A 20,195-nucleotide genomic window follows, 5' to 3' on the forward strand; every position below is an offset into this window, starting at 1 on the left:
GGGTAGCTCTAGATGCTATGACTTTAATGCTTCGGATAAAAGATCTCTCAATAATTCCGGCATAAAATATTTCTTTGACTTAGCATAAGCGATTTCAGGAAAGAATCGGCCAAATGTAAATGTATCAGCAGTAGCAAACTGATAGGTCTTCTCATAATCAATGGGTTCACCACCAAAGGTGACATGCTGCACATGTTCACATCCATCTTCATCCGTTCCCACTTCTATATCAATACCTGCAAAAACCATCTTACCGATCACTTCGCCTCTGAAGCCAAAACCTTTTAATCTGATTTCCGTTAGTTCTTTAGTATGAGCCGCCCTTATCACTTCCATCAGCTCATCCCCTTTCAGTTGCACCAAGCAGGGATTCATCGGGTGTGGACATATGCGGTGGATATCCTCATAAGTGATTTCACCAGCGGATAAATGGTCGAGGAGCACACCTGCATTTAGCATCGCGATATCGGCAGATGTCCATAAGCGTAATTGTTCAGTCAAGCGGTTCATAAGCGGGGTGTCTTGAAACCATGCAATGTGCAGAGGTTCCCTGAGATAAGTCACGGGAGTGCCTAGTTCATGAACGGCTTTAGAACGTATCTCTTTCACTTTTTTTGTTACTCCATCATCTTTCTTCAGTTGTTCCGTTGGTACCGCATAGGCCTCTTTCTTTTCCAGATGGCGAGTATCAATGTTCCATTCCACAGCAACTTCCCCGAGATGCGTCCCGTGTTTACCTGCTGCAGTCAATAAGGCCCCGTCAATATATTCGCCATTCTTGAAAAGATGGTGCGTGTGTCCGCCAATAATAATATCAATGTCTGAATAACGCCTCGCAATTTCTTCGTCTTCATTTATACCAAGGTGTGAAAGTAAAATGATGATATCGGTTTGATTTCTCAACTCCTCAATGATCCCATCCAAAATATCAAATGGAGAAAGCACATCCCACCCAAGCTGCTGGTAAAACGCTTGAAATGGTGCAGTCAGACCTAATACCCCGATTTTCGTCCCATATTTGGACTCAAGGATGTGGTAGGGCTTTAACCAAGAAGGTGAAGAGGAACTCTTACAATCCAAATTGGCACAAACGACACGAAATGTCGCCTGATCGTATAAGGAATGAAGATCTTCACTCGCTAAAGTAATGCCTTCATTATTCCCGATTGTTGCCACATCATACCCGGCGTCATTCAAAAGTTCAACATTGCCTTTTCCCATCAAGCCTTCCGCAATCGGATGGAAACGATCGACATGGTCTCCATTATCAAAGAGCCAGTACTCTTCGCCTTTTTTGTCGTGTTTCTTTTTCTGTTCATTAAAATACCCGACGATTTGTGGCCAATTTTCAAAGTGACTGTGCAGATCGCTTGTATAGTAAAAGTATAATTTTTCCTTCATCATCAGTCTCCTCACCCTAAACCTTGCCATATTAAACGTATACCAATCAATATGAGCAGCCCTCTCAGGAATCTTTCTACTACTTGTCCATCAAGCCGGCGATTGACCCATGCCCCAAGCGTTCCTCCAACATAAGCTCCCGGAATAAACCAGAGTGTGTGACTCCAGTCCACATGTCCTAAAAGAACATGCGTCGCAGAGCTTGTTATGCTGGCAAAGAAAATCATAAACATAGAAGTCGCTGTTGCGATATGAGGGGGGATGTTCAATAGTAATATCATAGCTGGGACCATTAAAGAACCTCCACCTATGCCTAATAAACCAGATAACATTCCTACGCAAAACGATAAAATAAAACCAACCCAAAAAGGCATCCGATACTTATATACTTTCCCGTCCACTGTTTTCTCTCTTAACTTCCCTGTTTTGAATAAGGAATCACCTGATGGTCTTCTTGGAATGAAGAATAGTAAAGAAACTGCAATCATAACAATTCCGAAAAATAGAGAGAAACCATCCGTTTCAAAGAATTGATTCAGCCAGGAACCTAGAATGCCTCCCGGGATGCTTCCATACAAGAAAACCAACCCAATACCTCTATCCACACGGTTATGCTTCATATATGAGATGGCTGAAGACATCCCTGTAAAAATCATCACAACCAAAGAAACCCCTACGATTGCCTGTGGGTTTACCCAATCGAAGGAAGCAAAATGATCACCTAAAAACAGGAGAACAGGAACTAAAATAACGCCTCCCCCAAGGCCTGCCACACTGCCTACCACGGCTGTGATTAAACCGATCACAAACATAATCAAAAACATATCGAATCTTCCTTAACTCTTAATAGATAATATTATAGTATCATGTTTTGTATTCATAAAACATCTTGCTTCCATCGGAGGATCAAATAAGCCCATAAAAAGCAGGCTCTTTTGAATCCTGCTGTTAATACTATAGATCTCGCCTATCTCCTTCTTCCACGGGAGTCTCGCATCTTCCCAATCACCCCATTCCATGTAAAGGAGAAACGCCCCCTTATACCGAGGTCTTCCACTTTTCTCCTAAGTAGGCCTCAAGCGATCTGTACCAAGATTTCACGATCTGAATGACCGCTGGGAAGAATTAATATTGTCCCCTTTGCTGATCATACAAGCTGATTTTTCAGAAGTGGTTTCGAGAGTCCTCTTTGGCATAGGGGCGGAGGGGAATGGCGACACTCCTGCGGGGAAAGAGCGCTAGGTGAGACCACGCAAGCAAGGCGTCAGCCTGAGGAGGCTCATCGCGCTCCCGTGGAAAGCTAGTTTTCCTCTGTAGCCTCATGCACTCAATAAAAGTCTCTAAACTGAGTGTTTAATAAAAAGCATATAATGACCAGTCCACGATGAAAAAGCCGTGCAGATGATATCTGCACGGCTTTTTATCTTTTATTAACCGATGGAACCTTCCATCTCAAATTTGATCAGACGGTTCATTTCTACGGCATACTCCATTGGGAGCTCTTTAGTGAACGGCTCAATGAAGCCCATGACGATCATTTCTGTAGCTTCTTCTTCAGAAAGACCACGGCTCATCAAGTAGAACAACTGCTCTTCTGACACTTTAGAAACTTTCGCTTCGTGCTCAAGAGAGATGTTCTCGTTCATGATTTCATTGTAAGGAATCGTATCTGATGTAGACTCGTTATCCATGATGAGCGTATCGCACTCAACGTTGGAACGAGCACCTTCAGCTTTACGACCGAATTGAACAATTCCGCGATACGTTACTTTACCACCATGTTTAGAGATGGATTTAGAAACGATCGTAGAAGAAGTATTCGGTGCCAAGTGGTGCATTTTAGCACCAGCATCCTGGTGCTGTCCTTTACCAGCTAGAGCGATGGAAAGCGTCATGCCACGCGCTCCTTCACCTTTAAGAAGCACAGCTGGATACTTCATCGTCAATTTGGAACCAAGGTTTCCATCGACCCATTCCATCGTAGCGTTTGACTCTGCAACCGCGCGTTTTGTTACAAGGTTGTATACGTTGTTCGCCCAGTTTTGGATCGTTGTATAACGGCAATAAGCGTTATCTTTAACAAAGATTTCTACAACGGCACTATGCAGAGAGCTTGAAGAATACGTTGGTGCTGTACAACCTTCTACGTAGTGAACAGAAGACCCTTCGTCAGCAATGATCAACGTACGCTCAAATTGACCCATATTTTCAGAGTTGATACGGAAGTATGCTTGCAAAGGCGTTTCTACTTTCGTATCTTTCGGTACATAAATGAAGGAACCTCCGGACCAAACCGCAGAGTTCAAGGCTGCGAATTTGTTATCAGACGGTGGAATAACTTTACCGAAGTACTCTTTGAAAAGATCTTCGTTCTCTTTAAGCGCAGAGTCCGTGTCCTTGAAAATAACACCCAAATCTTCAAGGTCTTTTTCCATGTTGTGATAAACGACCTCGGATTCATACTGAGCGGATACACCAGCAAGGTATTTCTGCTCGGCTTCAGGAATTCCAAGACGGTCGAATGTGTTTTTAATTTCTTCAGGTACTTCATCCCATGAACGCTCTGAACGTTCAGATGGCTTCACATAATATGTGATGTCATCAAAATTCAGTTCAGATAGATCGCCGCCCCACTGAGGCATCGGCATTTTATAGAATTGCTCCAAAGACTTCAAACGGAAGTCCAGCATCCATTTCGGTTCTTCCTTATAGTTGGAGATTTGTTCAACGACTTCTTTCGTCAAACCTTTTTGCGTACGGAAAATCGAAACATCTTTTTCGTGGAAACCGTATTGATACTCTCCCACTTCTGGCGCTTTTTTGGCCATGTTATATACCTCCTTTTGGTATAGAAAAGCTTAGTCTTCCTTCTCTACATCTACACCCTTTTCCATTGCTTTCCAAGCTAGCGTCGCACATTTAATACGGGCAGGGAACTTGGAAACTCCCTGTAGGGCTTCAATATCTCCAAGGTCTATATCGCCTTCGTCGATATCTTTCCCCTGCATGAGGTCAGAAAAGAGCTCAGACATTTTCAGTGCTTCGTCAACTGGCTTTCCTTTGATTGCCTGTGTCATCATGGAGGCTGAGGATAGACTGATGGAACAGCCCTCACCATCGAACTTAGCATCCTTCACAATGCCATCGTCGACCAACAATTGTAGCTGAATGCGATCCCCACATGTAGGATTGTTCATATCTACAGTCATAGGGTTTCCTTCGATGGAACCACGGTTGCGCGGATTTTTATAATGATCCATGATGACTTGACGATAAAGTGTATCCAGGTTATTAAAAGACATCGCCAAAATACTCCTTTGTCGTTTTTAATCCTGCAACAAGTTTGTCAATTTCTTGTTCCGTATTATACAAATAAAAGCTTGCCCTTGCCGTAGCTGAAACTTCCAACCAACGCATCAACGGCTGTGCACAGTGATGCCCTGCACGTACAGCAATTCCCTCAGCGTCCAAAACCGTTGCAAGATCGTGAGGATGGACATCTGATAGGTTGAAAGTGACCAGACCTGCTCGATGTTCAGGACCATAAATGGTCATGCCATCGACCTTGTTCATCTCTTGCATGGCGTAAGAGGCAAGTTTTTCTTCATGTTGTTTGATCTCATCCAAACCGATATCTGTAAGGAAATCGATGGCCGCTCCTAGTCCGACAGCACCAGCAATGATTGGAGTACCACCCTCAAACTTCCAAGGCAACTCCTTCCATGTCGAGTCATAGAGGTTAACGAAATCAATCATCTCTCCACCAAACTCAACGGGCTCCATTTTCTCAAGAAGCGCCTTTTTACCATAAAGAACGCCAATACCTGTCGGACCGCACATTTTATGTCCTGAAAACGCATAGAAATCAGCGTCCAAGTCTTGAACATCAATTTTCATGTGAGGCGCACTTTGAGCACCATCAACAAGCATAACTGCACCATGGTTATGGGCAATTTGAGCAATCTCTTTCACCGGATTGATTGTGCCGAGAACATTGGAGACATGCATGATGGCTACAATTTTAGTTTTGGATGTGACGGTCTTCTTCACGTCATCCAAAAGAATTGTACCATCAGACTGCAATGGAAGATACTTCAGAGTCGCTCCTGTTTCCTTAACAATCTGCTGCCATGGAATAATGTTGCTGTGGTGTTCCATTGGAGTGATGACAACTTCATCACCTTCACTCAAGTTCGCACGGCCATAGCTCGCCGCTACGGTATTGATGGCTGTCGTTGTACCACGTGTGAAAATCACTTCTTGCGTACTGGACGCATTAATGAAGCGTCTTACTTTTTCACGCGCGCCTTCATACTCATCTGTCGCTTTTGTGCCAAGCGTGTGAACACCTCTATGGACATTAGAGTTGTATCCGCGATAGTATTCATCAAGCTTCTCGATCACCTTGATCGGTTTCTGAGAAGTCGCTGAGGAATCCAAATACACGAGCGGATGTCCATTTACTTCCTGGTGTAGAATAGGAAATTCGTCGCGTACCGCTTTTACATCCATTAATATACTTTCCTTTCAATCACTTGTTTCAACTGGCGTTTAACAGCTTCAACAGGCAATTGGTTTACTACTGGAGCAAGGAATCCGTGAATGATTAATCGCTCTGCTTCGAACTTGGAAATTCCACGGCTCATCAAGTAATACAATTGAATCGGGTCAACACGTCCAACCGAAGCGGCGTGTCCCGCTGTTACATCATCTTCATCAATGAGAAGGATTGGGTTCGCGTCACCACGTGCGTCACTGCTCAGCATAAGAACACGTGATTCCTGTTCGGCATTAGACTTGCTTGCCCCATGTTCAATCTTACCGATTCCGTTGAAAATAGCAGACGCTTTATCCTTCATCACCCCGTGTTGAAGAATGTAACCGTCAGAGCCTTTTCCGAAGTGCGTGATGTTAGCTGTAAAGTTTTGTTTCTGTTTTCCACGTCCAATAGCAACTGTTTTCGCATTGGAGTGTGAGTTGTCACCAATCAAGTGTGTGATGTTCTCAGAAACGGTGTCGCCTTCGTTCATTTGTCCAAGCGCCCATTCAATAACAGAATCACGATAAGCAACTCCACGGCGATTGGCATAAACTGTCGTGCCTGCTTCAAAGTTGTCGACCGCACCGAAGGATACTTTTGCTCCATCTTTAGCGATAACCTCTGTCACAATGTTCGCGGAAGTCTTCTCTTCTTTATTGTGAGAAATATGGTTCTCTACATATGTCACGGAACTATTCTCTTCGGCCACGACTAAAATGTGGTTGATCAAGGAAGCCTTTGGATTTTCCTGCCAGAAAATCGCCTGAATAGGATCTTCTATTTGCACATTCTTTGGAACGTAAAGGAAAATTCCTCCGTTCATAAGAGCTGCGTGAAGAGCAGTCAAACGGTGCTCATCCATGTGAACGGCATCGTTCATGTAATACTTCTCTACCAATTCACTATGCTCTCTAAGTGCTGTGCCGATATCTGTGAAAATGACACCCTGGTCTTTCAATTTTTGATCAATGGTTCCGTAAGCCACAGTATGGTTACGCTGGATGACCAGGTTTTGCTGTTCTTTCTCTTCATCTAAAAAATCTTTGATTTCAACTGGAAGTTCATCAAGAGATTCAATACGCTCACCCGTTACGTGATGGTCGAACTCTGTGAAGTTCCATTTGGAGATATTCGTTTTATCCGGTTTCGGAAGCGGTAGAGATTCCGATTTCTCCAGGGCGCTAAGACGAAGGTTCTTCATCCATTCAGGCTCATTCTGCCCTTGGGAGAATTGTGAGATGTACTCTTTGTCATATGGTAGTGAGACTTCTACTGTCATGGTTACCCTCCTATCTTAATTACGCGTTAACGGTTTCGTCTTCGATGCCAAGTTCCTGTTTAATCCAGTCATAACCTTCCGCTTCAAGACGCTGCGAAAGTTCTGGTCCACCAGATTTGACAACACGTCCTTGCATCATAACGTGTACTTTATCAGGAGTAATGTAGTTCAATAGACGCTGGTAGTGAGTAATAATCAAGCAACCGAAAGCATCGTTGCGCATTTCGTTAATTCCTTTAGCAACAACCTTCAATGCATCGATATCAAGCCCTGAATCGATTTCATCCAAAATAGCAATGGCTGGTTGGATCATCATTAATTGTAGAATTTCGTTACGTTTTTTCTCACCGCCGGAGAAACCTTCGTTAAGATAACGCTGTGCCATGTTTTTATCCATATCAAGCGTATCCATTTTCGCATCCATCTCTTTGATGAATTTCATAAGGGAGATTTCATCGCCTTCTTCACGGTGAGCGTTAACAGAAGAACGCAGGAAATCAGAATTTGTTACGCCACTGATTTCGCTAGGATATTGCATCGCAAGGAATAGACCTGCTTGAGCTCGCTCGTCCACTTCCATTTCAAGGACGTTTTCGCCGTCAAGCAATACTTCACCTTTTGTTACTTCATATTTAGGATGACCCATGATTGCGGAAGCCAGTGTGGATTTACCAGTTCCGTTCGGTCCCATAACAGCGTGGAATTCACCACCGTTGATTGTTAAATTTACACCTTTAAGGATTTCTTGACCTTCAATTTCTACGTGAAGATCTTTGATTTCTAAAGTTGATCCTGCCATAAATGAATACCTCCAGTATCTATTATTATCGAATGTCCAAGTTAGTTGGAAACAAAGAACTATTCTCAATTTATTCTCATTACAATCTTATATCATTTAGTGCTTGTTATCAACTTTTTCCCTTTACCTGAAACCAGAAGGGCTGGACATGCAAAGAACAAATTTCTACATATTTCAAGTGTATTATAACATGAAAAAATCAGGTGACTAAACACACCTGATTTTTTCGTTTAATGTAAGGATTTATTTATGCAATTGACGGTCGACCTGGGCAATCATTTTCTGACTCTCTTCGAATTCACGTTGGCGTTTTTCTTCTACTTTCAAACGTGTATCCAACTTTCTGCTGTATTCCGCATAACTCATGTTATGGGATTGATGCATGGCCTTCTCCATATCAGCAGTATAATTCATTTTCAGATCGTCACTAATAACGAATCAACCCTTTCAGATTATTTACACAATTTAAAGTACCATAGATACTATACCCAAATAAAACCCCTTGAAACTTTAAATTCATGCAAAACAAATCCTCAGCTTCAATGTAAGCGTTTACCACAAGCGAGTGTCTAGAATACATCCGATTTCCTTGAATTTTCTAATAACTCCGTCAATTAATAGTTGTTGTCAAATCCATGTAGGCATCCTGTACAAGTGTTACGGCCTGACTTAAAGCCGCTCCCCCTCCAAATGCAGCTGCAACACCACAAGCTTCTAGTATTTCCTTTTCTGTTGCCCCCTGATCCACGCAGCCTTTCGTGTGATAGATCATACAATACTCATCCTGTGCAACAATACTGATTCCTAATGCCATCAATTGTTTTTCTTTTTTAGATAGTTCTCCAGCTTTAAAACATTCTTGTGTAAATTCATCGAACTTATGAGAAACTTCCGGCATGTGCTCTCTGAAGGCTCCCATTCCTTCTTTATAATCATGTAAATACGTTTGAGTCCACGTCATATTTTGCTCCTGCATATGAAAACCTCCCAATAAAAATAAGTGACTGCGGTTAGTATAAACCGCAGTCACCCATTTTATCCGTTATTCAGCATCACTTGATACCGGCACAACAGCACCGTCATATTCTTCTTTTATGAAGTTCACGATCTCTTCAGAACGAAGAACTTCTACAAGTTTATTCAATGCTTCATTATCTTTATCTTCACTATTAGCAGCAACAACGTTCACGTAAGGAGAATCAGATTCCTCCAGGATAATTGAATCCTCGCTAGGAGACAGTCCCGCTTCTATGGCATAATTCGTGTTAATTGCTACAAGCACGTCTTCTTCACGTTGGTAAACTTGTGGAAGGTTGGCTGCATCTACTCCTGTATCAAATTCAATGTTTTTAGGGTTTTCTACAACATCCTGCACAGTAGCATCTACTTTTTCAACACTTTCATCCAACTTGATCAGTCCCTCTTTCTCTAAGAGAGAAAGGATTCGACCATGTGTGGAGACAGAACGACTCATGACCAGCGTTGTACCTTCTTCAACTTCTTCCAGGCTTTCATACTTTTGAGAATAAACTCCGATGGGCTCAATGTGGATCCCCCCGAGGTTTGCAAAGTCATACCCTTTCTCTTCCTCTTGAATCTCCATATAAGGGATTGTTTGGAAATAGTTTGCGTCAATACGACCTTCATCTAAGTCTTGGTTTGGTAAAATGTAGTCTTGATACTCTTCAATAGTTAAAGTGATTCCTTCTTCTTCAAGCATAGGTTTGGCTTTTTCGAGAACTTCAGCATGAGGCACACTAGTAGCTCCTACCTTAATCTCTTTTGTTCCACCTTCTTCACCTTCAGATCCTGATGTATTTTCATCCTCACTAGAGGACCCGCAGGCTGCGAGAACAAGGATAAGCAATACGGCAATTAAACTCGTCCAGATTTTTTTCATTTTTCATTCTCTCCCTTTTCTTTATTTTATCTTTTATCCAATTTACGTGAGATAGCATCTCCGATGAATTGGAAAATAAACACAATTAAAATGATTAGAATGGTACAGATGAATACAACATCAAAATTACTTCTTTGGAATCCGTAGAAATAGGCGAAATCTCCGAGACCACCAGATCCGATAGCACCGGCTACTGCGGTGTAACCGATCAATGCGATGGCAGTTACGGTAATCCCTGATATCAAAGCTGGCATCGATTCCGGAAGTAATACTTTAAAGATAATCGTTGAATACTTAGCTCCCATGGATTTCGCTGCTTCTACGACACCTTTGTCCACTTCTTTCAAAGCAATTTCCACTAACCGGGCATAAAATGGTGCTCCGCCTATAATCAGTGCAGGTAATGCTGCTTGCGGTCCTCGAATGGTCCCTAACAGAAAATCGGTAAAAGGGAACAATAGTAATATAAGAATGATAAAGGGAATCGCTCTAAATATGTTAACGACAGAAGCAGTGATCCAATTCAACGTTTTGTTTGCCCAAAGCCCCCCCGGGCCTGTCAAATAAAGAAGGAGACCCAAAAGCAAACCCAAAACGAATGTCCCAGCGACAGAAACCAATGTCATATACAGGGTTTCGTTTGTAGCTGTAATCATGTCTTCCATTCTTACGTTCGGAAACCATTGATTAAACATGTGGATTCACCTCCACTTCTACAGATGTTGACTCAATATATTCAATGGCACGTTGAACTTCAGTTCGATCTCCATCAAACTGAACAAACATTGTCCCATACGCACCCTTTTGTGTTTGGGTAATCTTACCATGGAGAATATTGACGTCTACTTCAAACTTCCTTGATAGGTCACTGATTAATGCCTGATTTGTACTTTCTCCGACAAAATGAAGACGTATGATTTCTCCGGACTGATAATTATCTTTGATTAACTGCAGGGACGTCTCTTTTTCAGGGTCGCCCATCACCTGATCCACAAACTTCTTCGTTACAGGTTTTTTAGGATGAAGAAAGACGTCCAACACTTCCCCTTTTTCCACAACTTTTCCTTCTTCCATAACCGCCACCTGATGACAAATTTTGCGGATGACGTGCATTTCATGTGTAATCAGAACGATTGTAAGACCAAGCTTTTCATTAATATCCACAAGAAGGTCCAGGATGGAATCAGTGGTTTCAGGGTCCAGAGCCGATGTGGCCTCATCACATAAAAGAACTTTAGGGTTGTTTGCAAGCGCCCTGGCTATCCCTACTCTCTGCTTTTGCCCACCACTCAATTGGGATGGATACGAACCTCCCCGGCCTTTTAACCCGACCAACTCAATCAATTCATCGACACGTTTTTGCCTTTCTGCTTTTGAGACCCCTGCAATTTCCAAAGGAAAAGCGATATTATCATGAACGGTTCGTGACCAGAGCAAATTGAAATGCTGGAAGATCATACCGATTTCTTGTCTGGCCAATCTTAATTTTCCTTTGCTTAATGAAGTAAGTTCCTGCTCATCTACTAGAATGCTGCCTTCTGTTGGGTCTTCCAAGCGATTCAGCAAACGAATGAATGTACTTTTACCTGCACCGCTGTAGCCGATGACTCCATAAATTTCTCCTTTATTGATATTTAGACTTAAATCATCCACTGCTCGTACATCCTGATCTTTCGTGTGGAATATCTTAGATAGTCCTTTAATTGTAATCATGATGTTTTTCCCTCCACTTCAAAAAACGCCACTCTGTTCTCGAGAACAGAGTGGCGTTTGTAATCATACCTAAAAATCTGTTCTCTCATCTGTCAAAGCTTTATACTTTGCAGGATTTGGCACCTGAGCAAAACAGTTTTGCCGGTTGCCGGGCATCATCGGGCCAGTCCCTCCGCCACTCTGGATAAGAGATTTTAATTTATTAAATTATTATTGCTTTAACCCGTTTAAGTAGTACAAAAAGGATTTTAGCACCGTAAGAATTTTGTGTCAACTCATAAACAGATTCTTCAGAAAAATAAAGTCATTCAAATCCATAAAATGCATACAACTTCCTTAGGTAATATCCACTATATATTCCTTTTTGAAAATAAAAAAATCCCTTCTTTAATAGAAGAGATTCGCGTTTTTACATTTCTCATCTATCAAAGTCAAAGACTTCGCAGGAATTAGCACCGTGCAGTGTACCTGCCGGTTGCCGGGCATCGTCGGGCCAGTCCCTCCGCCGCTCTGGATAAGTGAAGATGTCGATATGAAATTATAAATTATGTTAGCATGAGGGATAGATGAGCGTCAATCCATAACCTTCGCTAAATAAAAGGAGAATGACCTTTGAGTAAACAAGCCCCTTTGTTTGAATTACCTTATATTAACGACCACTCTTCCATTTATAAACTTGAGGAGGATTTAGGGAAAGTGATCGTCTTGACCTTTTGGGCTTCCTGGTGTCCCGATTGTGGGAAAGACTTACCTATGAAAGAACAACTATTCAAAACAATGGACCATGACAAAGTAAAATTGTTGACCATTAATGTAACTGGAAGGGAGCGAAATAGAGAGGAAGGCATTGAATTCACCGAAAAGTTTTTAACCCAGCCTACCCTTTCTGATAAAGGTCGCTATGTCTATGACCTCTATAATTGTGAGGGCGTACCTTCCACCATCATCATTGATCAGGAAGGTGATATTCATGCGAATTTTGGTGATCAATCCTCCTTTTTAGATATTGTAAGCAAATTAGGAGAAATCGTTTGATATTCAAAAAAAGACAGCAATGACATTCCAGGGTCATTGCTGTCTTTTCCATTATTGAATATATTCCTAAACTAAGTAATAAGAAAATGAGTAAGTTCTACAGAAGTGGTCATTTCCTGGGAAATACATACACTATTCAACAAAACCAATCACTTTTTCATACATATAGGAGACAGATTGAAAAGCATAAATCTTTTCTTTCACCTGCCCGCCACTCGTCACAAGCAGACATGGAACACTTTTAATTTTATATCGCTGCATCCATTCCGGGTGCAGGGAAGCATTCATTTCCTTAAAAACTTCTCTTTCAAATACAGACTCAAGTGTTGTAAGCATTTGACGAGCTAAATGACAAGTTCCGCAAAAAGGGCTATGGACAAAGGTGAGGGTGGTTTGTGGAGCGTTAAAGTGCTTCTTTGCTTCTGTTGTTTTTATTTCCTCCACATTCATCCTCCTAAATTAAATAAATCGACTTCACATTGAAATGTCTACTGAGTAAGGCCCTTGCCAATTCAGGTTCCGGCGTAGCTGCCACTTCCCTGAAAGCCTTATCTATATAGATATGCTCGGCGTGAGGAAGCTCTTCCGTCAATTGTTTTCTTAATTTATAGCCAGAGTCATCTTCATCTACTAGAATATACACGGTTCGATCATCTAAGTTATGATCAAGAATCATTTCTTCCATCCGCTCGATTCCTAAAGTGCCATGGGTGCAGATGATTTCAATTTCTTCATCAAGAACTTTATTCAACTTCTTTTTATCTGTGATTCCTTCAACAATGACGATTCGTTCTCCATCCATCTTCATCACCTACTATATAGAAACAGACCATGCCAATCAGGCATGGTCTGAACATGATTAAGATCAAACGTGATCATGTCAGACAAGGTTTCTTACAGCCCTGCCTGTCCAATGCACTATTCTTAGTCTTCATCAATCATTGCTTCATATTCTTCCGGTGTCATCAAGTCGTTGATTTTAGAGTTGTCACTAGGTTCAACGACAACCATCCATGCCTTATCATAAGGAGATTCGTTAACAAACTCTGGACTGTCTTCCAAGTCTTCATTTACTTCTACGACCTTACCACTGAGAGGGGCATAAAGTTCAGAGACGGTCTTCACAGATTCCACGCTGCCAAATGGCTCATCCGCTTCCAGTTCATCTCCAACTTCTGGAAGCTCTACGAATACGATATCCCCAAGTTCTGATTGCGCAAATTCAGTAATACCGACCCTTACTTTTTCTCCTTCTTCTTTCACCCATTCGTGTTCTTCAGAATAACGCAGATCTTTAGGTACGCTCATTTCCATTACCTCCAAAATAAAAATTATAGTTCAACATCAAATATAAACATAAAAGCTATATGCTTCTATTCCCAATAATGTGCTCACTGAGACCAAACGTCTTCAAACTCTTCTTGCTTGAACCCTACCGTTGTTTTCTTTCCATCAGTCAGGATAGGCCTTTTAATCAACATACCATCAGATGCAAGCCACTCAAGCATTTCTTCTTCTTCTGCTTCTTTTAGCTTTTCCTTCATGTTCAGTTCTCTATACTTTTTCCCACTAGTGTTGAAGAATTTTTTTGCAGGCTTATCGCTAGTAGTGATGAAGCTTTGTAACTGATCTTTTGAAGGGGGATTATTGACAATATGTACAGATTCGTAGTCAATCCCCTCCTCATCCAACCATTTTTTTGCTTTTTTACAGGTCCCGCAATTTGGGTACCAATAGAAGGTTAAAGACATCTACACACCCTCCTTCTTCTTGTTGTCTAATATTTTATCATAAGGAAGGTAAGGATTTCATTTATTTCTATTATTGTCTTCACAATCCTTACATAAAACTCTTCCATCATCGCTCCCTATTCTCGAAGACTCACATGTTGTTTAAGTAGAGGGCAGAACGAAGGCCTGCACCTTCGCGATTTCGAAAGTGCAGGCCCTGTGTCACATTCATCCTATTTCTCAGACTGTATATTTTTCGGCTTCAATCAAAGCTTTAGCGATCTCACGTTTTTTAGGAATGACATTCGTCGGTGTATGACGAGTCAATTTACGAAGAGCACCCAGCATCATTCTTAAAGAGTCCCCGGATTCTGCTGCAATCAATGTTTCTTTAGCATGCCCTTCAATTCGGTTGAAGGCTTCCTGAACATACACTTGTGTATAAAGAAGTTTCTGTTTGTTCTTCTCTTCACCTGACTTGTTGATCGCTTTTTCAGTTCGAAGAACAGCAGATTCCATGTTATAAATCTCGCCTACGATATCCGCAATATTCACAAGGAGTTCTTGTTCATTTTCCAGTTTTTCTCCGTATTTTTGAGCAGCAAGGCCAGCAGCAAGGAGACCAATCTTCTTCGCATTTTTCAATAAATATTTCTCTTGTTCCAGAACTTCTACGCCTGGTTCTTCCGGCATCATCATCATGATTTCTTCTTGAAGGGCTTGAGCTTTCTGAAGGAGAGGCAACTCGCCTTTCATTGCTTTCTTCAACAATGTGCCTGGAACAATCATACGGTTGATTTCGTTCGTTCCTTCAAAGATTCTATTGATTCGAGAATCACGGTACATTCTTTCCACTTCGTATTCAGCCATGAACCCGTATCCACCATGGATTTGGACCGCTTCGTCAACGGCAAAATCAAGGAGCTCTGTTCCGAACACTTTATTTAGTGAGCATTCGATCGCATATTCTGCAATAACTTTAGCCACAGCAGCGCCATCTTTCAGCTCTTCGTCGGATAATTTACCCATGCTTTGTTCAAATAAACCTACCGTACGATATACGGAGCTTTCATTGGCATAAGTGTTGGCGGCTACAGAACCGATCTTCTCCTGAATTAATGGAAAACTTGCAATCGGAGTCTTGAACTGCTTGCGTTCCTTCGCATACTTCACTGAAAGTTCAATGGCTCGTTTGGATCCACCTACTCCCCCGATGGCCAGTTTATAACGCCCGACATTTAGAATGTTAAATGCGATGACATGGCCTCGGCCAACTTCTCCAAGAACATTCTCAACTGGTACTTCAGCATCTTCTAGAATCAAAGTACGGGTGGAAGAACTCTTAATTCCCATTTTCTTCTCTTCCGGACCTGTAGAAACACCTGGATAATCACGCTCCACAATAAAGGCCGTAAACTTATCCCCATCAATCTTCGCGTACACGACGAAGACGTCAGCAAACGCAGAGTTCGTAATCCACTGTTTTTCACCATTTAGCACATAATGAGTACCTGCATCATTTAACTTGGCTGTCGTTTTCGCTCCAAGTGCATCAGATCCTGAACCAGGCTCTGTCAGTGCATATGCTGCAATTTTTTCACCAGTAGAGAGCAAAGGAAGATATTTTTGTTTCTGATCTTCATTACCGAAGAAAACAATTGGCAGGGATCCAATCCCAACGTGAGCACCATGAGTAACGGAAAAGCCTCCCGCACGAGAAAACTTTTCAGTGATTAGTGATGAGCTGATCTTATCTAACTGTAACCCACCATACTCTTCTGGTACATCGGCACCCAACAATCCCAACTCACCTGCTTGTTTAAGTAGGGCAACAGAATGCTCGAACTCATGGTTTTCAAGATTCTCAATCTTTGGAACAACCTCACCAAGGACAAAATCTTCCGCCGTTTTCGCAATCATTAAATGTTCATCAGTGAAGTCTTCTGGAGTAATAACATCCTCTGCAGTCAGATCTTCAACAATAAAGCCTCCACCTTTAATCATCTCTTTTAAATCGCTCATCTTTCTTTTCCTCCCCAAGTTAAATTAGTTCAAATACTCCTGCGGCTCCCATACCGCCACCAATACACATCGTCACGACACCGAATTGCTCATTTCTGCGTTTCATTTCATGGATTAAGCTTAAGGTAAGCTTTGTTCCTGTACATCCTAACGGGTGCCCTAAAGCAATGGCCCCGCCGTTCACGTTTACTTTATCTTCATCTAATCCAAGTTCACGTATGACTCGAAGGGATTGAGAAGCAAACGCTTCATTCAATTCAAAGAGGCCAATGTCGGATAAAGAAAGACCAGCCATTCGTAGTGCCTTAGGTACGGCTTCAATTGGTCCAACCCCCATGATCTCCGGCTCAACTCCGGCCACTGCAAAGGAGCGGAATTTAACTAGCGGAGTAAGTCCTTCCGCTTCTGCTTTTTCCCGGTCCATAACCATTACGGCTGCTGCACCGTCACTCATTTGTGAAGAGTTCCCTGCTGTTACAGAACCCTTTGTTGAAAAGGCGGGCTTCAACTTCGCAAGCACATCAGACGTAGTCCCCGCGCGAACCCCTTCATCCATAGAGAATAAGGTTTTCGTTTCTTTTACTTTGTTATCTTTTCCAAGCTCACGGTTGGTCACCTCAACCGGGACGATCTCATCTTCAAATTTCCCTTCCTGAATCGCTCTAGCTGCACGCTCGTGACTCTGGACCGCAAATGCATCTTGATCGGCTCTTGATATCTCAAAGCGATTCGCCACTTCTTCAGCGGTATGACCCATTGACATATAATACTCAGGAGCGTTTTCGACCAAATGGATATTCGGCTTAATCACATGACCTCCCATAGGGATGAGGCTCATGGACTCCGCTCCCCCTGCAATGGCGGTGTCACTGTGGCCGAGCATGATTTTTTCTGCGGCATAAGCGATACTTTGCAATCCTGAAGAACAATAACGGTTAACGGTAATCGCTGGCACTTTGTGATGAAGTCCGGCAAGGCCTGCGATGTTCCTTGCCATGTTCATTCCTTGTTCTGCTTCCGGCATCGCGCACCCAATGATGACATCATCAATATTTCCTTCATAATTGTTCGCTCTTTTTAACGTTTCTTTTATTGTCAAAGCGGCCAGATCATCAGGCCGTGTATATGCAAGTGAACCTTTTTTCGCCCGACCGACTGGGGTACGGGCTCCTGATACGATAACTGCTTCTTTCACGACTCTTCCCCCTCTTTAAATTGAATTAATTGCGTAGCGGTTTGCCTTTCATAAGCATGTGCTGCATACGAGCTTGTGACTTCGGCTCACCTACTAGACTTAAAAAGGCTTCACGTTCAAGGTCTAATAAATACTGTTCATCCACGAGCGTTCCTTCTTTCAACTTTCCTCCGGACAGGACAAAAGCTAGTTTTTCAGCGATTTTAAGGTCGTGTTCACTCGCATATCCACTTAGAGCAAGTGATTTAGCTCCCAGAACCATCGTTGCATAGCCCTGCTCGCCAACTACAGGTATTTTTGTCCGTTTAGGTGCCTGGTAGCCTGACCTAGCTAACCCGAGCACTTTCTGCTTCGCATCATGAAGGAGGTGGTCACCATTGACACTAATCGCATCTCGTGAATCTAAGAAACCATTCTCCTTCGCTTCCTCCCCTGAAGTAGATACTTTCGCCATAGCGATTTTTTCAAACACACTGTTCGATACCTTTTGAAGGTCAAAATCAATGCCTTCAGGTACATTTCTCAAGTGTTTGATATAAAGCTCTTTATTTCCACCGCCACCAGGGATGAGACCGACACCAGCTTCCACTAGACCCATATAGGTTTCTTGTGAGGCTTGGATGGCATCAGCAGGGAGACAAACTTCGGCTCCACCTCCAAGGGTCATTCCGAAAGGTGCGGCCACAACTGGCTTATCCGAATATTTCATTTTCATCATACTATCCTGGAAACTTTTCACGACCATTTCGATTTCAAAGAAGTTAAAGTCTTGCGCTTCCATAAGAATCATTCCAAGGTTTGCACCCACACAGAAGTTCTTCGCCTGGTTTCCGATGACAAGACCTTCAAAGTTCTCATCTACATGATCAATGGCAAAATTAATCATTTGAATGATATCAAGCCCAATGGCATTGCTTCTGGAATGAAACTCTAACCCTGCAACCCCGTCTCCAAGGTCGATTAAGCTCGCACCAGAATTTTTCTTGATAACCTCCCGCTCTTCTTTCAAGCGTTTAAGGTTGATGACCTTGTCATTAAAGGACTGCTGCTTGTATTCTCCTGCATGATAGAAGTAAACGTTTCCATTTTCCTTTTTATAAAATGTTTCGATTCCTTGATCCAACATCTTCTCCACCCATGTTGGAATCGTCTCTCCTTCTTCCTTCATACGCTCAACAGACGCTTTCACTCCGATGCTGTCCCACATCTCAAATGGACCGAGCTCCCATCCGAATCCCCATCGCATGGCATCATCAATAGATGGTACATCATCAGCAATCTCACCATACAATTCTGCTGAATAGAGAAGGACAGGTTTTACAACAGACCAGACCAAGTCTCCAGCACGGTCTCCTTCAGCGTTTACAAGGGTTTTCAATTTCCGCTGTGGACCTTTTTCCTGTTTCGCCATCTCAGTGGCCTTGGTTTTCAACTTGCCTCGTTTTTCATATTCAAGGGTTTCAGGATTAAGCTGAAGGATTTCGCTTCCCTTTTCCCCTTTCTGCTTAAGGAAGAACCCTTGGCCGCTCTTCGATCCCAACCACCCTTTTTCAAGCATGTTTTTCATAAAGTCAGGGGTTTCGAAAGCCTTTTTCTCTTCCCCTTCCACTTGGTCGTACACGTTGTTCGCCACATGAATAAACGTATCCAAACCAACAACATCAAGCGTACGGAAGGTCGCACTTTTTGGCCGGCCAATCATGGGTCCGGTGACAGAATCCACTTCACCCACTGAGTATCCTTTTTCAAGCATTTGTTGGACAGTCACTAATAGACCGTATGTTCCAATTCGGTTAGCAATGAAGTTCGGCGTGTCTTTCGCTTCGACAACACCCTTGCCAAGTACATCTTCTCCGAATTCTTTCATGAATTGAAGAACGTCTGGACTCGTATGCTTCGTCGGAACTACTTCTAATAACTTCAAATAACGTGGCGGGTTGAAGAAGTGTGTGCCTAAGAAATGAGCTTTGAAATCCTCGCTGCAGTCTTCGGACATGGCTTCAATGGAAATTCCTGAAGTATTGGAACTTACAAATGCGCCTTTCTTACGATGACGATCAACATCTGCTAAAACCTTTTTCTTAATATCAAGGTTCTCTACGACTACTTCAATGACCCAATCGACGTCAGATAAACGATCCATATCATCGGTAAAGTTTCCGACTTCTATAAGATCGAGATTTTGTTTACTTGTAAGTGGTGAAGGCTTTTGTTTAAGAAGTGCTTTTTTATTTTCAGCAGCAATTCGGTTCCTCACAGCTTTATCTTCTAACGTGAGCCCCTTTTTTGCTTCTGCATCCGTCAATTCGCGAGGGACGATATCCATCATCAATGTAGGTATTCCTACATTTGCTAGGTGTGCGGCGATCCCTGCGCCCATTACTCCTGATCCAAGGACGGCTGCCCGCTTGATTTTGTGATTCATTTCAATTCCCCCTATCTCATTTGAATGAATACTCATTCATTTTACAGCCAAAAAAATAAGTACGGCTAATTCGTATCTATGTATAATATAAAATATTTTCAGACATTTCGCAATCCTTTTCCACATAATTCTGTAAAATTTTCATTTGAATTTTTA

At 42.4% G+C, this 20,195-nt stretch carries 20 protein-coding genes and 2 riboswitches; of the genes, 1 reads left to right on the forward strand and 19 read right to left on the reverse strand.

What is annotated here, in order from left to right:
- Window positions 1-15: 15 nt before the first annotated feature.
- From K2225_RS06805 to K2225_RS06860, 12 genes are all read right to left on the reverse strand, one after another.
- Complete coding sequence (locus K2225_RS06805; RefSeq protein ID WP_220584075.1) at window positions 16-1,401, reverse strand: bifunctional metallophosphatase/5'-nucleotidase; 1,386 nt, start codon at window positions 1,399-1,401, stop codon at window positions 16-18.
- Between the two features lie 11 nt (window positions 1,402-1,412).
- Entirely contained in the window at window positions 1,413-2,225 is an 813-nt protein-coding gene (locus K2225_RS06810; protein ID WP_220584076.1) for a sulfite exporter TauE/SafE family protein, read from the reverse strand.
- Window positions 2,226-2,831: 606 nt separating this feature from the next.
- Window positions 2,832-4,229, reverse strand: coding sequence for a Fe-S cluster assembly protein SufB (gene sufB / locus K2225_RS06815; RefSeq protein WP_146816698.1), 1,398 nt, complete (start codon window positions 4,227-4,229; stop codon window positions 2,832-2,834).
- Between the two features lie 30 nt (window positions 4,230-4,259).
- The gene (gene sufU / locus K2225_RS06820) at window positions 4,260-4,703 is read right to left on the reverse strand and encodes a Fe-S cluster assembly sulfur transfer protein SufU (protein WP_220584077.1); all 444 of its coding nucleotides are present in this window, start codon (window positions 4,701-4,703) and stop codon (window positions 4,260-4,262) included.
- Window positions 4,693-5,913 (reverse strand): cysteine desulfurase, encoded by a 1,221-nt coding sequence (locus tag K2225_RS06825; RefSeq protein ID WP_146816702.1) that lies wholly within the window; start codon window positions 5,911-5,913, stop codon window positions 4,693-4,695. Before K2225_RS06825 ends, sufU begins: the two co-directional genes overlap by 11 nt.
- Window positions 5,913-7,220, reverse strand: coding sequence for a Fe-S cluster assembly protein SufD (gene sufD, locus K2225_RS06830; protein WP_220584078.1), 1,308 nt, complete (start codon window positions 7,218-7,220; stop codon window positions 5,913-5,915). The genes K2225_RS06825 and sufD overlap by 1 nt, the downstream gene beginning before the upstream one ends.
- Before the next feature lie 19 nt (window positions 7,221-7,239).
- Window positions 7,240-8,019, reverse strand: coding sequence for a Fe-S cluster assembly ATPase SufC (gene sufC, locus K2225_RS06835; protein ID WP_146816706.1), 780 nt, complete (start codon window positions 8,017-8,019; stop codon window positions 7,240-7,242).
- A gap of 243 nt (window positions 8,020-8,262) precedes the next feature.
- On the reverse strand, window positions 8,263-8,433 hold the full coding sequence (locus K2225_RS06840) for a YuzK family famiily protein (protein ID WP_167506230.1): 171 nt from the start codon (window positions 8,431-8,433) through the stop codon (window positions 8,263-8,265).
- A 196-nt stretch (window positions 8,434-8,629) separates the two neighbouring features.
- Window positions 8,630-8,995 (reverse strand): carboxymuconolactone decarboxylase family protein, encoded by a 366-nt coding sequence (locus K2225_RS06845; protein WP_220584079.1) that lies wholly within the window; start codon window positions 8,993-8,995, stop codon window positions 8,630-8,632.
- Window positions 8,996-9,061: 66 nt separating this feature from the next.
- The gene (locus K2225_RS06850; protein WP_220584080.1) at window positions 9,062-9,919 is read right to left on the reverse strand and encodes a MetQ/NlpA family ABC transporter substrate-binding protein; all 858 of its coding nucleotides are present in this window, start codon (window positions 9,917-9,919) and stop codon (window positions 9,062-9,064) included.
- Window positions 9,920-9,945: 26 nt separating this feature from the next.
- Window positions 9,946-10,614, reverse strand: a complete 669-nt coding sequence (locus K2225_RS06855) for a methionine ABC transporter permease (RefSeq protein WP_146816710.1) — start codon at window positions 10,612-10,614, stop codon at window positions 9,946-9,948.
- A complete protein-coding gene (locus tag K2225_RS06860; protein WP_220584081.1) occupies window positions 10,607-11,632 on the reverse strand; it encodes a methionine ABC transporter ATP-binding protein in 1,026 nt (341 codons plus the stop codon). The genes K2225_RS06855 and K2225_RS06860 overlap by 8 nt, the downstream gene beginning before the upstream one ends.
- 82 nt (window positions 11,633-11,714) lie before the next feature.
- A riboswitch (SAM riboswitch) is annotated at window positions 11,715-11,823 on the reverse strand.
- A gap of 224 nt (window positions 11,824-12,047) precedes the next feature.
- Window positions 12,048-12,153, reverse strand: a riboswitch (SAM riboswitch).
- Between the two features lie 91 nt (window positions 12,154-12,244).
- Here K2225_RS06860 and K2225_RS06865 point away from each other — a divergent pair.
- Complete coding sequence (locus K2225_RS06865; protein ID WP_220584082.1) at window positions 12,245-12,667, forward strand: TlpA family protein disulfide reductase; 423 nt, start codon at window positions 12,245-12,247, stop codon at window positions 12,665-12,667.
- A 132-nt stretch (window positions 12,668-12,799) separates the two neighbouring features.
- On the opposite strand, the gene K2225_RS06870 is transcribed toward K2225_RS06865, so the two are convergent.
- The 7 genes from K2225_RS06870 to K2225_RS06900 form a co-directional block, all read right to left on the reverse strand.
- Entirely contained in the window at window positions 12,800-13,117 is a 318-nt protein-coding gene (locus K2225_RS06870; RefSeq protein WP_146816717.1) for a thioredoxin family protein, read from the reverse strand.
- A 4-nt stretch (window positions 13,118-13,121) separates the two neighbouring features.
- Window positions 13,122-13,469 (reverse strand): toprim domain-containing protein, encoded by a 348-nt coding sequence (locus K2225_RS06875; protein WP_146816719.1) that lies wholly within the window; start codon window positions 13,467-13,469, stop codon window positions 13,122-13,124.
- Between the two features lie 122 nt (window positions 13,470-13,591).
- Window positions 13,592-13,975 (reverse strand): glycine cleavage system protein GcvH, encoded by a 384-nt coding sequence (gcvH, locus tag K2225_RS06880; protein ID WP_146816721.1) that lies wholly within the window; start codon window positions 13,973-13,975, stop codon window positions 13,592-13,594.
- An 83-nt stretch (window positions 13,976-14,058) separates the two neighbouring features.
- On the reverse strand, window positions 14,059-14,418 hold the full coding sequence (locus K2225_RS06885; protein WP_220584083.1) for a Spx/MgsR family RNA polymerase-binding regulatory protein: 360 nt from the start codon (window positions 14,416-14,418) through the stop codon (window positions 14,059-14,061).
- A gap of 219 nt (window positions 14,419-14,637) precedes the next feature.
- Complete coding sequence (locus K2225_RS06890; RefSeq protein ID WP_220584084.1) at window positions 14,638-16,419, reverse strand: acyl-CoA dehydrogenase family protein; 1,782 nt, start codon at window positions 16,417-16,419, stop codon at window positions 14,638-14,640.
- Window positions 16,420-16,438: 19 nt separating this feature from the next.
- Window positions 16,439-17,614 carry an acetyl-CoA C-acetyltransferase gene (locus K2225_RS06895; protein WP_220584085.1) on the reverse strand — a complete coding sequence of 392 codons (1,176 nt, stop codon included), beginning with the start codon at window positions 17,612-17,614 and terminating at the stop codon, window positions 16,439-16,441.
- 25 nt (window positions 17,615-17,639) lie between these two features.
- Window positions 17,640-20,039, reverse strand: a complete 2,400-nt coding sequence (locus K2225_RS06900) for a 3-hydroxyacyl-CoA dehydrogenase/enoyl-CoA hydratase family protein (RefSeq protein WP_220584086.1) — start codon at window positions 20,037-20,039, stop codon at window positions 17,640-17,642.
- Window positions 20,040-20,195 lie beyond the last annotated feature (156 nt).

It is taken from the genome of Halobacillus sp. Nhm2S1 (assembly GCF_019599545.1).
Taxonomy (GTDB): domain Bacteria; phylum Bacillota; class Bacilli; order Bacillales; family Halobacillaceae; genus Halobacillus.